Here is a 15262-nt window from a genome sequence, read left to right on the forward strand (position 1 = left end):
TCGCCGGCTGGGATGCATGGACAGGTGTCCATGCATTCCCCCGGGTGCCCGCTACGAGGTCGTTATGCCCGGGTCCTCACGGCCACTCTCGCGCTCGCGACGCTCACCTCGCCGGCGACCCGCGCCCTCGCCTCCACCCTGGTCTGGGCGGTCGCCCTGGGGGTGACCGTCGGCATCGGCGTCGCCTTCCCACAGCACCGGCTCATCGCCCTCGGCCCTGTCACCACGCCTGTCCGCACGGAACCGACTCCGTCACCCCGCAGGCGCGGCGAGAGGCTCTGACGCTCAGCCGTGTACTGCGGGGTTCAGGTCGGAAGGGTTCAGGCTGGAAGGGTTCAGTGCTCGCAGAGCGAGAATTCTCGTTCGTAGAGCTGCTCGTTGTGTTCGTCCACGAAGAACTTGCGTTCCCGCATGAGTTCTTCGCGGAAGTCCTTGGCCTGTTCAAGCGTCATGGTCGAGGTGGTGGACCAAGGTTGCTGCGGTGGTACATCGGATGTCGAGACGATCTTCTCCGACGGGTCGACCAGGAAGAAGGCGAGAATCTTGCGATGTCCCGGACGGGTGGGATCCGTGAGGCGGAATGAGCCGACGCGGTGCTGCAGGACGTTCGGGAACGCCAGGCAGCGGCCCGCTGGGGTCGCGGTCGATCCCAGCATCTGGTTCAGTGCGTCCTCGTCCTCCAGGCCGTAGACCTCACGCAGACCGTTGTCGTCGTTCTGTTCGTAGTCCGGGTCGTCGAGTGCCGCCCGGAAACTCAGCCGGCTTTCGGTGATGTTCTCGCTGTCCCAGTAGTAGATGCCGGTCGAGACGATCCGCTCGTTCATCATCCCCTCGACATGCCAGGATCCGCCCGGGTACTCGGGCTTGTCCGGGGTGAGGTGAATGGTGGCGAGCTTGACGATGACCTGGAGACCGCGACCGCGCAGGTCGACTCGGGCGGATTCATCGGGCGACCCGGGCGGCGTGAAGGCCGGGGCGTCCGGGACGACCGGGCGGCGGTTCTCCCACCAGTCGTCCTGGGCCCTTTCCCACGCGCGGCGGGCCTCTGCGTAGGCTTCGTCGTCACTGAAGGAGGATTCGATCGGACACTCCGGCTCCGAGTCGTACCACCCGTAAGGATCGGCCTCGATCCGCGGCGGCCGCGGATGGCGCAGATCGGTGAGTACGTTCTCCAGCAGCGGGCGCATGCGCGCGAACAAGTCCGGCAGGACGGAGGCCAGTTCGCGATGAGCCTCGGGGTGGACGTTGTTGACGTACGAACGGAACGCGACATCGCCGTCGTCGCTGACGTCGACGTCCGTGGGCAGCCACTGGAACTTCTCCGAGAACTCGTACTTCGAGTAGTGGCTCGTCGGGTTCTGCCACGCCCGTTCCGGCGCACCGCTCACCTCTTTCACGAGGCAGAACAGCGAGGGGTGAACCAGATCCAGTACCTGGCCGTCGGATCCGGGATGCCAGTCCTGCTCCGATTCGGGGACCTGCTCCAGAACACGGACCGCCTCACGCAGCCGGTATGCGAGCTTGTCGTCGACCAGCGTGTCCGACTGCCACACGCCGTCGACGGCGGACACCTCGATGCCGGTTCGTCCGTCCCGCAGCGCGGCGTAATGCGCGAGTTCGTCAAGAACGTAACGAACCTGCGCTTCGGTGAGGCCCTGGGCGACCGCTTCCCGCGTCCACCTGGCGACGATGCCGGCATCGTTCATCTTGTCGAACCACCCCGGCTTCGACCGAATGTGTGAGCTGCACTGCATCATCTGAATTTCCCGCAGCGTTCGGGGTTGCGCGAACGGAAGGGCACGGGAAGCTCGAAAGGGCAGCGGGAAGGCAGACAGGCCGGTCAATTCTCTTGGTCCTCCGAGTCGGTGTGCGGTGGCGGGAAGGATACTTCAGCGGACCGACACCGCAGCCGTGGCCCCTGTCAACGCCGGTCCCGGAGCCGGGGCTTCGACGGAGTCGCGTGATGTCCGGCTCACGCTCGGCGGGTCGGCGGGCCGGCACGGCACCGGCCCGCAACCGGCCCGCACCTTCGTCGCGGGGGAGAAGCGAGAGCGGTCGCGCCACGCCACACGTCAGGAGGGGACGCCGCTACAGGGCGGCGTCCGCTTGCGTCTCCTGTCCGCGTGGGCTCACGCCCGCTCCCGGCTTCCGCTGCTCGGCGCCGCCCGTGGGGACGCGTACCGTCGCGACGACGACCAGCGAGGCCACCGCCCCCAGCGCCGCCGCCACGACCAGCACCGAGTTCAGGCCGGATGCGAACGCCTCACGCACCAGGTGCGCCATCTCGTCGCGTTCGCCTTCCGGCCAGCCGGCGACGAACGGCCGCGCCTGTCCGCCGCTCAGCGCGACGGCAGCCTCGTGCGGGTCCGGGACACCGCCGTCGGCCTTCAGCACACTCTCGATCCGCGACTGGAAGATCACGCCGAACACGGCGATCCCCAAGGCGAAGCCCAACTGGCGGAAGGTGTTGACCGCACCTCCCACCATGCCTCCGCGCTCCGGCGGCACCGTGGCCAGGGCCGCCGCCGACAGACTCGGTGTCACGAGCCCGACCCCCAGCCCGGAGACCATGAGCCCCGCCACAAGGCTGCTGCCCGAAGACCCCGCGTCGAGGGTGGCCTGCATCGCGGAGCCCAGGGCGATGAGCGCCAGCCCTCCTCCGATGGTCGACCGTGGGGGCCAGGGGCCGAAGCGGCCCGCGAGCGCCGATACGACGAACGCGGAGGCGCACATGGGCAGGATGTACAGACCCGCCTCGACGGGCTCGTACCCCAGGACCGACTGCATCCACAGGGACTCGTACAACAGGTAGGCGAACGCGGCGCCTTGCATGAACAGGGCGCTGACCATGATGCCGGTGAACGACGGTCTGCGGAACAGCGACAGGTCGAGGACGGGGTGCTCGTGCCTCGTCTCGACCACGACGAAGAGGGCGAGGGCGACGGCCGCCGTGGCGAACAGACCGAGCGTGAACGGTGTCGACCAGCCGTCGGAGTGGGCGCGGATCAGCCCGAACGTGAGGGCCCCGCTCGCCACCGTGAAGGTGGCCGTGCCGAGGACGTCCGCACGCTGCCGGCCCTGGCCCTTGGCCTCCCGCACCGAACGAAGGGTCATCACGACGGCGGCCAGGCAGACCGGCAGGTTGACGAAGAAGATCCATCTCCAGTCCAGGTACTGGGTGAGGAGTCCGCCGACCACCGGTCCCGCCGCCGCGGCGACCGAGTTGGTGGCGCCCCACACGGCGAAGGCCACCCCCCGGTCCCGGCCGGTGTAGTGCATGCCGAGCAGGGCGATGGTCGTACCGAACATCCCGGCGGCACCCAGTCCCTGCACCGCCCGGGCGCCGATCAGCACACCCGCGTTCGGGGCGACCGCGCACACCACCGACGCCGCCGTGAAGACGATCAGCCCGACCAGGTACACCTTCCTGCGGCCGATCCGGTCGGCGCGGGAACCGACGCCGAGCAACAGCGACGCCAGCGCCAGCGCGTATGTGTCGACCACCCACTCCAGGTCGGAGAGCGTGGTGCCGAGGTCCGCCGCCATGGCGGGCAGCGCCACGGTCACGATCGTGACGTCCAGCAGGAGCATGAACGTGCCCAGACAGATCGCGGCCAAGGGCCACCACTTACGCATCCGAACCCCTTCGCTGCCCGCTGTACCGAAGAGGCGCCCCCGGCGGCCCCCCATGATTCACGGAGGAGCGGCGTTTTCCTCCAGGACGCGCGCGCCACGCCCATCACGTGGACCGCAGGGAGGTATGCCTAGGTCCGCCTGGAGGATCAGCGGTGGCGGGGCCGAGGGGCCGCTCATAGCTTCGCCGTATGACCAAACGACAGCTCGCCTACCTGGCATGCACCGTGACCCTCGTGGTCTCGGGGATGGGGGCCGCCGCTCCGACGGCCCACCATCGGACGGTGCACCGGGTCAAGCCCGGCGAATCGATCCAGAAAGCAGTGGACGCGGCGCAGCCCGGGGACACGGTGGTCCTCTCTCCCGGCACCTACCGTGAGAGCGTCCGCATCACCACGTCGAACCTGACCCTGCGGGGCTCGACCGTCTTCCCCACCGTCCTCGAACCCGGCAAAGCAGCCGCCGCCGACGCCTGCGCCACGGCCGGCCACGGCATCTGTGTGACCGGCAAGGACGGCAGTCCCGTCCAGGGCGTCACCGTGCGCTCGCTGACGCTCAAGGGCTTCACCAAGAACGGCCTGTGGGCCTCGCGGACCGACCGGCTGAAGATCCACCGGGTCACCGCCGAGAAGAACGGCAACTGGGGCATCGCCCTGGAGCGGTCCGTACGCAGTGTGCTGACCCACAACGTCGCCCGGGACAACGCCGACGCCGGACTGTTCGTCTCCAACACCACCGACACGGAGGCGGGCGCCGTCGACACCGCGGGGACGGTGATCAGCCACAACCGCATGTCCGGAAACCGGATCGGCGTCACCGTGCGGCGCCTGCGGAACCTGACCGTCGAGCGCAACGAGGCGACCGGCAACTGCGCCGCCGTGTTCGTGGTGGGCGACGAGTCCACGCCGCGCGCCGGGGCGATGAGCCTGCGCCGGAACTACATCCACGCCAACAACAAGAACTGCCCCAAGACCCCCCGGCTGCCCTTCCTGCAGGGCTCGGGGATCGTCCTCACCGGCGCCGAGGAGACGCTGGTGGCCGAGAACAGGATCGTGGACAACGTCGGCGCCTCGCCGCTGTCCGGCGGCATCGTGCTCTTCAAGAGCTTCGTGGGCGCCCTCAACGAGCGCAACGAGATCCGCGACAACGTCGTGCTCCGCAACGGCTCGGCCGACCTCGCCAACCGCGACACCGGCAAGGGCAACACCTTCCGCGGCAACACCTGCGGGGTCTCGGAGCCCGCGGGCATGTGCTGACGCTCGGACCCGCTCCCCCCACCCACGGCACCACAGCACAGACAAGGCGACAGATGACGACTGTTGATCCGGTTTCCCCCACTGTCGATCCGACTCCTCCGCCGCCCATGCGGCTCAGGGAGCTCGTGTTCGGGGCGGCCTGCGCCGCCGCCGTACGCGCGGCCGTCCGCCTCGGAGTGGCGGACGCCCTGGACGACACGCCCATGACCGTCGAGGACCTGGCGGCCTCGGTGAAGGCCCAGCCACGGACCCTGCGGCGGCTGCTGCGCGCGCTCTCCAGCCAGGGCGTCTTCACGGAGCGCCCCGACGGCACGTTCGCCCACACGGAGATGTCCCGACAGCTGCGCGAGGACGACCCGCACAGCCTGCGCTACATCGCCCTGTGGTGCACCGAGCCGTGGACCTGGGAGGTCTGGCCCAAGCTCGACGAGGCGGTGCGCTCCGGCCGCAACGTCTTCGAGGACGTGTACGAGAAGGAGTTCTTCCCGTACCTCAACGAGGACGCCCCCGAGTCCGCGTACGTGTTCAACCGGGCCATGACGACATCCAGCCAGCAGTCCGCCCGGGACGTCGCCGACCTGCTCGATCTGCAGGGGGCCACCTCGGTTGCGGACATCGGTGGCGGTCAGGGGCACGTCCTGGCGAGTCTGCTGGAGCGGCACCCCACCCTGAGCGGCACGCTGCTCGACCTGCCGGGCGTGGTGGGCAACGCCGATCCGCGCCTGCGGGACGGCGGCGCGCTGGCCTCACGGGTCCGTGTCGTGGCCGGCGACTGCCGTGAGGACATCCCGGTCCAGGCGGATGTGTACATCATCAAGAACATCCTGGAGTGGGACGACGACAGCACCCGCAGGGCGCTGGCCAACGTCCGGAAGGCCGCGCGGCCCGGCGCCCGGGTCGTCGTGATCGAGAACCTCGTGGACGACACCCCGTCGATGAAGTTCACGACGGCGATGGACCTGCTGCTGCTCCTCAACGTCGGCGGTGCGAAGCACACCCGGCAGAGCATGGTCGACCGGCTGACGGACGCGGGGCTGGTCATCGGCGAGATCCGCCCGGTGAACCCGTACCTCCACGCGTTCGAGTGCACCGTCCCCGCCTGACGGGGAAACGAAGGCAGAGAAACCCGAGGCCGCCCGCTCCGCGTCTTTCGCGGGGCGGGCGGCCTCGGGTTTCTCCGTCGAGCGTGAACTCAGGAGCTCGGAAGCTCAGGAAGCGGAATCCCGCTCCCAGCGGTAGAAGCACTGCGCCATGGCGTCCTTGGGGCTGCGCCACGTCTTCGGGTCGTACGCGCTGACGTACGCCGACAGCTTCTCGCTGGCGTCCCGGAACTCGGGGTGCCCGGTCAGCTTCGCGATGGCCGGCCCCGGGTCCTGGTCCGACTCGATGAGGTGGAGGTACACGTCGCCGAACTGGAAGAGGCGACGCCGGGTGACGCCGACCAGGTGCGGGAGTTCGCCGCGGTCGGAGGCGGCGAACACGTCGGCGATCGCCGGCGCCGAGTCGGGCGCCATGCGGGCGACGATCAGAGCGTGGTGCATCGAGCGTCCTTCCTGGGGGTGCGGGGTGCGGGGTGCGGGGTGCGGGGGTGCGGGGGTGCGGATGTGGGTTCGTACGCGGGCGTACGCGGTCAGCCGGGCAGGACCGGGGCAGCCTGGAGGTCGCGGGCGACCTGCTCGATGCGGTCCCGGATGAGGGCCATCTGCGTGCGGGAGTTGCGGTTGATGTTGTCGGTCATCCAGGCGTCGTCGACCGGGGCGTCGGGCTTCATCGCGAAGTCCTGCACCCAGCGCATGTGGACGCCGGCCGGGGTCTCCTCGTACTCCCACCGGATGTTCATGTGGTCGAACGGGCCGGTCTCGACGCGGCGGGCGCGGACGGTCCGCCCGGGACGGTCCACGGTGCGCTCCGACACCCAGCTCCAGACCTTCCCGGACTCGTCCGGGTGCATGGTCAGGCGGAAGGTGGTGGAGTCGCCCTCGCGGGAGAGGACTTCGAGGGAGGCGTACTCGCTGAAGAGGTCGGGCCACTTCTCGATGTCGTTGGTGATGTCCCAGACGAGGTCGAGCGGGGCGTCGATGGTGATGCTGTTGTCGGTGTGGCCGGCCACGTCAGACTCCCGTCTTGAGGGCGCTGTTGACCAGGTCGAGGAACTCGGCGGGCGTCTTGCAGCGCTCGGCGTCGGTGGGCAGGGCCACGCTGTACCGGTTCTCCAGCTCGCCGACGATCCCGAGCAGGCCGAGCGAGTCGAGGCCGAGGGTGGTGAACTGCGCCTCCGGCGCCTTCTCCAGCTCCCGTGCGTCGACGGTGACGCCGGCCGCCTGCTTCATCAGCGCGGCGAGTTCGTCGAAGGTCAGTGCGGTGGTGATCATGATTGCTCTCCTTCCCGCCCGGTCCTACCGGGCGGAGTCGTCGCCGCGGCGCACGACCAGCGCCGCGTTGGATCCCATGAGTCCCCGGCTGAGGACGAGGGCCGTGCGCAGCTCGGCGGGCCGAGCGCGGGACATCACCAGATCGAGGTCGTGGCAGATGTCGAACACGTTGGGAGTGGGGGGCACCACGCCGTGCTCCATCGCGAAGACCGCGGCGGCGGTGTCCAGGACGGGTGCTCCGCAGTAGGCGCGGCCGATGCCCGTCTTGGGCGCCGTGACGGGTACGCGGGTGGCGTGCGCTCCGAGGGCGTCGGCGATCGCCAGCGCCTCGGCGCGGTCCGCCTCCGGTACGCCCAGGGCGTCGGCGAAGACGACGTCGATCTCCTCCGGGGCGCACTCGGCCTCGTCGAGGGCGACACGGATGGCACGGGCGAGCCCCTCCCGGGACTCCTCCCAGCGGGAGGCGCCGGTGAACGTGGCGCCGTGGCCGGCCACCACGGCCCGGACGGCCGCTCCCCGGTCGCGGGCGCGGGACTCGTCCTCCACGACGAGCATCGCTCCGCCCTCCGCCGGGACGAAGCCGCAGGCGCCGGCGGTGAAGGGCCGGTAGGCGCGGTCCGGGTCCTCGACGGTGCTGAGCTCGGGGTATCCGAGCTGGCACACCATCGAGTACGGGGCGAGGGGCGCCTCCGCGGCGCCGACGATCACCGCGCCCGTGCCGCGGCGTACGGCCCGAGCGGCGTGGGCGATGCCGTCCAGGCCGCCCGCCTCGTCGCTCGCGACCACGCCGCACGGTCCCTTGAAGCCGCTCCGGATGGAGATCTGACCGGTGCTCGCGGCGTAGAACCAGGCGATGGACTGGTACGGGCCGACGAACTTGGATCCCTGGCCCCAGAGCTTCTGGAGCTCTCGCTGGCCGAACTCGCCGCCTCCGGACCCGGCCGCGGTGACCACGCCGATCTCGAAGGGCTCCTCGGGGTTCTCCCGGGCGAAGCCGGCGTCGTCGATGGCGAGTTGGGCCGCGGCCATGGCGTAGTGGCTGAAGCGGTCGGTCTGGACGAGGAAGCGGTCTTCGATCAGGGCGGAGGCATCGAAGCCGCGGACCTCGCCCGCGACCTTGAGAGGCAGGTCCGCGCAGCCCTCACGGGTGATCCGGTCCAGTACGCCGAGCCCTTCCCGGACGGACTTCCAGTACGCGTCGGCGCGCAATCCGTTGGGGGCGATCACACCGATCCCGGTGACGACCGCGCGCCGTGGGCGCTCACTGCTCATCGTGTCCTCCCACCCGGCCCCGTCAGGAGGACCGCGGACTGGAAGCCGCCGAATCCGCTGCCCACGGAGAGCACGTTCCTGAGCTTCCGGGGGCGGGCGGTGCGCGGCACGTAGTCCAGGTCGCACTCGGGGTCGGGGGTCTCGTAGTTCGCCGTCGGAGGTACCACTTGGTGCTTCAGAGCGAGGACGCAGGCGGCCACCTCGATGGCGCCGATCGCGCCCAGCGAGTGCCCCACCATGGATTTGATGGAGCTCATGGGGGTGTCGTAGGCGTGCGCGCCCAGGGACCGCTTCACGGCGGCGGTCTCGTGCCGGTCGTTCTGCCGGGTGCCCGAGCCGTGCGCGTTGACGTAGTCGATCAGCGTGGGGTCGAGCCGGGCCTGGTCGAGCGTGGAGTCGATCGCCCGGGACATCTCCAGTCCCTCGCCGGTCAGACCGGTCATGTGGTACGCGTTGCCGAAGGTGGCGTAGCCGCCGATCTCGCAGTAGATGTGCGCACCGCGGGCCCTGGCGTGCTCGTACTCCTCCAGCACGAGGACGGCCGCGCCCTCGCCCATGACGAAACCGTTGCGGTTGTTGTCGAAGGGACGGGAGGCGTGCTCCGGGTCGTCGTTGTCGGGCGACGTGGCCTTGATGGCGTCGAAGCAGGCCATGGTGATCGGGGATATCGGGGAGTCCGACGCGCCCGCGATGCAGACGTCCGCCCGCCCTTCCTGGATGGTGTGGAAGGCGTAGCCGACGGCGTCGAGGCCGGAGGTGCAGCCGGTGGAGACGGTCTGCACCGGGCCGCGGGCGCCGAACTGTTCGGCCACGACGGAAGCGAGCGTGCTCGGCGAGAACGCCATGTGCAGCTTGGGGTCGGCCGCGCGGTGGTCCACGTCCCACCGCCGCCCGCCCTCGCTGACCAGGACGTAGTCGTGTTCGAGCCGGGTGGTGCCGCCGACGGCGCTGCCCAGGGAGACGGCGACGCGCCAGGGGTCTTCGGTGTCGGTGTCGAGTCCGGAGTCGCGGACGGCTTCCCCGGCCGCGACGGCGGCGAACTGGATGTACCGGTCGGCGTGCCGACTCAGGTCCGGATCCAGTCCGTGGTCCGCCGGGTCGAAGTCGCACTCGGCGGCTATGCGGGAGCGCAGCCCGACCGGGTCGAACAGGGTGATGCCGCGGGTCGCGGTACGGCCGGCGGCGAGGAGGTCCCAGAACGCCTTCGCTCCGGTGCCGCCCGGAGCGACCACACCGATGCCGGTGACGGCCACTCGCCGGGTCACTCGATGGCCCCGCTTCGCTCGGACACCCGTCCCGGGTCGTGCACGGTCAGGTGCGGGCCCGCGGCGGCGAGCTCGGCCTCGTCGGTGACCTCCGTGTCGACGTGGCCGAGGCTCGGCCGGGGGGCGAGCGGGCCCAGGTGGAAGACCATGCGGGCCTCCACGTCGCCCACGTTGCGGAAACGGTGCCGCACGTCGATGGGGATCAGGAGGCCCTGATCGGGCTGGAGTGCGTACGTGTCGCCGTCCAGGTCAACCTCCAGCGCGCCCGAGACGACGTACACGAACTCCTCGGAGTACGGGTGGTAGTGCTCGCCGATGCGCTCGCCCGGCTGGACGATGGCCAGGCCCATGAAGCCGCTGGTGGAGCCCACGGTGGCCGGCGTGAGCATGGCCCGCAGGTCACCTCCGCGCCTGCGGTTGGGTTCCGTCTCGCTCAGGGTCACGATGCGTGGACGCTGCTTGAGCATGGTTGATACCTCCAGATGTGGCAGTGACGTGCTGGGGAGCGACTGCGGCGGGAGCCGCGACCGGCCGTCAGGTGTTCGCCGAGCGGTCCGTGACGGGCAGCATGTCGGCGTGCGACAGAAGCCGGTTGACGTTGCGCTCCGTCTCCAGGGATCCCTCGACGCCGATCGCGGCGCCGTCGAGGAGACGTGCCAGCTTCGCGGCCTTCCCGGAGCCCTTGAGCCCGAGGGAGGCGACGGGGTCGAGGTCGAGTTCGCCCGTGACGTCGATGAGGCGCACCACGATGTCGTCGCGCTGGAACACGGTGCTGCTGTGCACCGGGCTGTTCGGATCGTCCGCCGCGTCCCGGTCCTGATGGGCGAGCAGCTGGGCGAGCTCCATCCCCTGGCCTTCCTTGGCCGGGTAGTACAGCGCGTGCCGTCGCAGGCCGGCCGGCGTCGGCCGGTCGGACACCACGTGGTGGACGGCAGGGAGCGCGGCCCGGGTGAAGAACACGCGTGCCGACTCGGGGTCGGTCAGGTCCCGGTCCTGCTCCAGGTACGGGTTGATGGCCTCCTCGACCGCGCGTACCTCGGGCTGACGTGCGACGTGCCGCAGTGCCACGAGCAGGTCGCCTTCCACCTCCACGGCGCGCACGACGCGGTTGCCGTGCATGAAGAGGGAGGTACGGCGCAGCCGTGTGGTCTCGTCGACCTGGGCCTGGGGCGACTGGTACCCGGCCAGGATCTCCGCCACCTTCGACTCGGAACCCGGCTTGACGGTGAAGGTGAGGGCGTGGCGTGCCACACCGTCGCCCACGCGGGCCTTCACCTGCACGCCGGCCGATGCCGCGGTCCGCGACGCCGGCTGACCGGGGCTGGTCTCCCGGAGGATGCTGTAGCGCATCGAACGGGTGTCCCGGACGCAGCTGTGCATCGGCTTGACGGTTTCGACGTGCTCCTCGCTGTTCACCCACGCGAGGAACGGCGGCGCGCTCTCCCACTCGCTGGTGATGAGCCACTGCGAGGGGTTCTCGATGGACTGGCAGAGCTGGTCACTGATGTGACCGGGAACGGAGGCGACCTGCTTGCGCATGAGTTCGTAAGCGTCGAGGAACTGCTCCTGAGCGCCCTCGTACAGGTCGAGCAGGAGGATCACCCGCAGCCTGGAGCCGTCGAACACAGACTGCGAGATGCGTCCCGAGGGGGCCATCCGGCACACCTCTTCTCTTCTCAGGGGGGAGGGGGGAACGACCTACGTGGCCGAAACGCCGAGGCCGTCATGTGTTGATCCTTGACACGAGCGCCGAGAGCGCGCGAGCCCCATGAAGCGGACGAGTGAACCACGTGTCATCCGGGTGCCCAGGGCACACGGACCCGTCCCCGAAGGGCATGAATCTGCATCCCAACCCCAACTCGCGTCGCAGGTGACGCCGGAGACGAGCAATGAACCGATTCGACGCGGCCGGCGAAGCGCCCGGTCACCGCACGCCCGTACTCATCGTCGGCGGCTCGCTGGTGGGCCTGTCCACCTCGCTGTTCCTGGGTCGTCTCGGAGTGCCGCACACACTGGTCGAGCGCCATACGGGCACCTCGATCCACCCGCGTGGCCGCGGCAACAACGTGCGCACGATGGAGCTGTTCCGCAGCGCCGGGGTGACGCAACCCATCCAGGAGGCCGCGTCGGTCCTGGCGCGCAACAACGGCATCCTGCAGACGCCGAGCCTGGTGGGCGATGTCGGCGAGTGGCTGTTCAGGCAGATCGACCCCGGCGGCGGGGTCGCCCGCTTCAGCCCCGCCGGGTGGTGCCTGTGCAGCCAGAACGATCTCGAACCGGTGCTGCTCAAGCGCGCCGGTGAGCTGGGCGGCGATCTGCGGTTCGCAACCGAGCTGATGTCCTTCGAACAGGACGCCGAAGGGGTGACCGCGCAGGTCAAGAGCCGCGGCACCGGTGAGCACACCACCATCCGAGCGGACTACCTCGTCGCGGCGGACGGCCCGCGGAGCCCGATTCGCGAGCAGCTCGGCATCGGGCAGAGCGGTCCGGGAGACCTCTTCCACAACGTGAGCATCACCTTCGTGTCCCGCGGGCTCGCGGACGTCGTCGGCGACCGGCACTTCATCGTCTGCTACCTCACGAACCCGGAGGCCGACGGGGCCCTGCTGCCGGTCGACAATCGGGAGCGCTGGGTGTTCCACGCCCCTTGGCACCCCGAACACGGCGAGACACTGGAGGAGTTCACCGACGAGCGGTGCAGGGAACACATCCGGCGGGCCGTGGGGGTGCCGGACCTCGATGTGGAGATCACCGGCAGAGCCCCCTGGCACGCGGCCGAGAGGATCGCCGAACGGTACGCGGACGGCCGGGTGTTCCTCGCCGGTGACTCCGCTCACGAGATGCCGCCCACGGGGGCGTTCGGCTCCAACACCGGTATCCAGGACGCGCACAACCTCGCTTGGAAGCTCGCCGCCGTACTGGGCGGCTGGGCCGGCCCCGGCCTGCTCGCGTCCTACGACGCGGAGCGCCGGCCGGTCGCGGAGACGACGAGCGCGCGTGCTTCGGCGCGGTCGGTCGAGCACAGCCACCCCGGGTACGTTCCCGGCCCCGGAGCCGGCGGCCCCCAGGGCAAGAAGGGCGGCATCCTCAACGAGGTGCTCGGCTACCGCTATCCGCAGGGCGCCGTCCTGGGCGCCGACCGGACCATGCCGGTCGTCTCCGACGGCCTGCGGCTGACGGGCGAACCCGGAAGCCGGGCACCCCACATGTGGCTGAACCGTGCCGGTACCCGGGTCTCCACCCTCGACCTGTACGAGCGGTCCCTGGTGCTCCTGAGTTCCGAGGACGGCCCCGGCGGCTGGCACACCGCGGCGACCCGAGTCGGGCGAGAGCTGTCGGTGCCGCTCGACTCGTACCGGATCGGCGACGGGCCTGACGCGGAGCTCGCCCCCGAGGGCGACACGCACTGGGCGGAGGTTCACGGCGTCACCACGGACGGCGCGGTGCTGGTCCGCCCCGACGGGTTCGTCGCGTGGCGGTCCGATGGGGCGTCGCCGGATCCCGAAGTGGCGTTGCGACAAACCCTCACGGCGATCCTGGGCCGGGACTGACCGCCGTCTCTCGGTCGGCACGGCAGGGAGGTCCCGGGGAGCCCCGGTCTTCGGTGGTACGCCACGCCGACGACCGTGCCCCGGGACACCCTGTTCGGTGACCGGCGGGGCCCTTGCGCGATGGCTGCTCGGCGGACGAGCCGGCTGAGCCTTCCCCCGGCCCGCCGTGTGCTCCTGGAGCCAGGAGCGTGGCGGGGGAGGGAGCCGGGTTAGCGGCCCGCCCGCCCGGTTGCCGTCGGTCGAGCCCGGACGGACGGTCCAACCCGAGGCGGGGCGAGTCCCTGGACGGCTCCGCCGCACCGGTGTCGTCGGGGTGTTCAAGGCCCGAGCAGGCGTCGACAACCCTCGTGGTCGAGGCGCCTAACCCGTTCGCGCGCAGGACGCCATTCTTTCCCGAGCACCGCACCGGCCGCTGTGACCTGCGGAGGTGATCACCGGGGAGGACGATCAAGACCCCAACCGGGGGACATCGCGAGCGATCTTCCCGTTGCGGTGATAACCGGTCGGGGATCTTCTCGTACAAGGAGCACAGCACCGGAGCCGCGCGGTCCAGCCGGCCAGGAAAGCTCCGCCGAAGGAGAGAACAAGCATGCGTCTCGCACGTACGGGTACCCAGCTCGCCCTGGTCCTGGGCGCCCTCGTCCTGTCCGCACCCTCCGCCGTCGCGGCGCCCGCCGGTGAGGTCCAGGTCAATCCGGGGAAGGCATCCCCTGGCGCCACCGTCACCGTCAGCACCACCGCCTGCGGCAAGGAGACCTACGGCAAGGGCGAGTCGGAGGCGGGCGGGAAGTTCCACCTCCTGCCCGGCGACCGGAAGGGCGTCCTGGTGGGTGAGTTCACGCTCCCGCTGGACGCCGTCTCCGGCACGGACACAGTGACCCTCAAGTGCCCGCCCCGCATCAAGCAGACCGTCACCTATCAGATCTCCGGCCGGCCGATCGGTGCCGTGGAAGCGGGCTTCGGCTGGGCCGCGGGCGCAGGCGCGGACGGGGGCGACGGCGGCAGCCCGTACGCCCTCGGCGCGCTGCTCCTCGGCGGCGCCGCCGCGGGCGTCCTGATCAGGATGCGCCGCCGCGCCACCGCCGCCCGGAACTCCGTCTGAGCCCACGCCCCGCACGCCCCACGGCCAAGGCCCCGGCTCCGCGAGGAGATCCGGGGCCCGCCATCCAGCGGAGGCACGAACCACATGAAGAACGGCTCCGCGCCGAAGTCCGGCGGAGCGCCGTCCCGGAGCGTCCCCTCGGTCAGGACACTGGCCTGGACGACGCTCGTCGGCATCGTCCTGCTCGCCCACGTGCCGGACGGCGACGGCTCACGGCCGCCGACGACGGCGCAGGCCTCACCGCTGCTCGCGCGGCCCGCCGCCGGAGCCGACCGGGACCGCTCCGAACCCCGGCCGCTGCCGGCGTCCGACGCGACGCGGATCAGGATTCCGGCCATCGGGGTCGACGTCGCCCTCGTCCCCCTGGAGCTGGACGGCACCGGAGCACTGCGCCCCCCGCCCGCGTCGGCCCCGACCGTGGCGGGCTGGTACGCCGACGGCACCGCCCCCGGGGCGCCGGGCACGGCCGTGGTGGCGGGACACCTGGACACTCCGCTCGGCCCCGCCGTCTTCCACCGGCTCTACACCCTCTCCCGGGGCGCAAGGATCGAGATCGACCGCGACGACGGCCGTACGGCCCTCTTCACCGTCGACGCGGTGGAGGCTCATGCCAAGGACCGATTCCCCGACGAGAAGGTCTACGGCGATTCGGGCCGCCCCGAACTGCGTCTGATCACCTGCGGCGGCGATTGGTCCAGCGACACCGGCTACCGGGCCAACACGGTGGTCTACGCGACCCTGACGGGGACGAGATAGCACCCGCCCGGGCCAATGTCCGCGCGGTCGCCGCCCCGATCCCCGTTCCGCCCCC

The 15262-nt window shown here is 70.6% G+C and carries 15 protein-coding genes; 6 read left to right on the forward strand and 9 right to left on the reverse strand.

Going from position 1 to position 15262, the window contains the following annotated elements:
• The first annotated feature begins 30 nt into the window (after positions 1-30).
• A complete protein-coding gene (locus OG514_RS30170) occupies positions 31-282 on the forward strand; it encodes a hypothetical protein (protein ID WP_266900134.1) in 252 nt (83 codons plus the stop codon).
• Positions 283-335: 53 nt separating this feature from the next.
• On the opposite strand, the gene OG514_RS30175 is transcribed toward OG514_RS30170, so the two are convergent.
• Both OG514_RS30175 and OG514_RS30180 read right to left on the reverse strand, forming a co-directional pair.
• Positions 336-1844 (reverse strand): DUF4246 domain-containing protein, encoded by a 1509-nt coding sequence (locus tag OG514_RS30175; protein ID WP_266900135.1) that lies wholly within the window; start codon positions 1842-1844, stop codon positions 336-338.
• Between the two features lie 244 nt (positions 1845-2088).
• Entirely contained in the window at positions 2089-3636 is a 1548-nt protein-coding gene (locus OG514_RS30180; protein ID WP_266900136.1) for an MFS transporter, read from the reverse strand.
• A 188-nt stretch (positions 3637-3824) separates the two neighbouring features.
• On the opposite strand from OG514_RS30180, the gene OG514_RS30185 reads away from it, so the two are divergent.
• Together OG514_RS30185 and OG514_RS30190 are read left to right on the forward strand one after the other, a co-directional pair.
• Complete coding sequence (locus OG514_RS30185; protein ID WP_266900137.1) at positions 3825-4889, forward strand: nitrous oxide reductase family maturation protein NosD; 1065 nt, start codon at positions 3825-3827, stop codon at positions 4887-4889.
• Between the two features lie 53 nt (positions 4890-4942).
• A complete protein-coding gene (locus OG514_RS30190) occupies positions 4943-5992 on the forward strand; it encodes a methyltransferase (RefSeq protein WP_266900138.1) in 1050 nt (349 codons plus the stop codon).
• A 105-nt stretch (positions 5993-6097) separates the two neighbouring features.
• Here the strand turns inward: OG514_RS30190 and OG514_RS30195 are convergent, their stop codons facing one another.
• The 7 genes from OG514_RS30195 to OG514_RS30225 all read right to left on the reverse strand — a co-directional run bounded on the left by OG514_RS30195 (position 6098) and on the right by OG514_RS30225 (position 11454).
• Positions 6098-6430 (reverse strand): TcmI family type II polyketide cyclase, encoded by a 333-nt coding sequence (locus tag OG514_RS30195; RefSeq protein ID WP_266900139.1) that lies wholly within the window; start codon positions 6428-6430, stop codon positions 6098-6100.
• 89 nt (positions 6431-6519) lie between these two features.
• Positions 6520-6999: an SRPBCC family protein gene (locus OG514_RS30200; protein ID WP_266900140.1), complete on the reverse strand. Its 480-nt coding sequence runs from the start codon at positions 6997-6999 to the stop codon at positions 6520-6522.
• A gap of 1 nt (position 7000) precedes the next feature.
• Positions 7001-7261, reverse strand: a complete 261-nt coding sequence (locus tag OG514_RS30205) for a phosphopantetheine-binding protein (RefSeq protein WP_266900141.1) — start codon at positions 7259-7261, stop codon at positions 7001-7003.
• Between the two features lie 24 nt (positions 7262-7285).
• Complete coding sequence (locus tag OG514_RS30210) at positions 7286-8533, reverse strand: ketosynthase chain-length factor (protein ID WP_266900142.1); 1248 nt, start codon at positions 8531-8533, stop codon at positions 7286-7288.
• Entirely contained in the window at positions 8530-9798 is a 1269-nt protein-coding gene (locus OG514_RS30215; RefSeq protein WP_266900143.1) for a beta-ketoacyl synthase, read from the reverse strand. Before OG514_RS30215 ends, OG514_RS30210 begins: the two co-directional genes overlap by 4 nt.
• Positions 9795-10265, reverse strand: coding sequence for a cupin domain-containing protein (locus tag OG514_RS30220; protein WP_266900144.1), 471 nt, complete (start codon positions 10263-10265; stop codon positions 9795-9797). Before OG514_RS30220 ends, OG514_RS30215 begins: the two co-directional genes overlap by 4 nt.
• A 67-nt stretch (positions 10266-10332) precedes the next feature.
• On the reverse strand, positions 10333-11454 hold the full coding sequence (locus OG514_RS30225) for a SchA/CurD-like domain-containing protein (protein WP_266900145.1): 1122 nt from the start codon (positions 11452-11454) through the stop codon (positions 10333-10335).
• A 233-nt stretch (positions 11455-11687) separates the two neighbouring features.
• Between OG514_RS30225 and OG514_RS30230 the strand changes: the two genes are divergently transcribed.
• The 3 genes from OG514_RS30230 to OG514_RS30240 all read left to right on the forward strand — a co-directional run bounded on the left by OG514_RS30230 (position 11688) and on the right by OG514_RS30240 (position 15207).
• Positions 11688-13349 carry an FAD-dependent monooxygenase gene (locus OG514_RS30230; RefSeq protein WP_266900146.1) on the forward strand — a complete coding sequence of 554 codons (1662 nt, stop codon included), beginning with the start codon at positions 11688-11690 and terminating at the stop codon, positions 13347-13349.
• 589 nt (positions 13350-13938) lie between these two features.
• Complete coding sequence (locus OG514_RS30235; protein WP_266900147.1) at positions 13939-14451, forward strand: sortase; 513 nt, start codon at positions 13939-13941, stop codon at positions 14449-14451.
• An 84-nt stretch (positions 14452-14535) separates the two neighbouring features.
• A complete protein-coding gene (locus OG514_RS30240; RefSeq protein WP_266900148.1) occupies positions 14536-15207 on the forward strand; it encodes a class F sortase in 672 nt (223 codons plus the stop codon).
• Positions 15208-15262 lie beyond the last annotated feature (55 nt).

The sequence above is a fragment of the Streptomyces sp. NBC_00572 genome, from assembly GCF_026341815.1.
Lineage (GTDB): Bacteria > Actinomycetota > Actinomycetes > Streptomycetales > Streptomycetaceae > Streptomyces.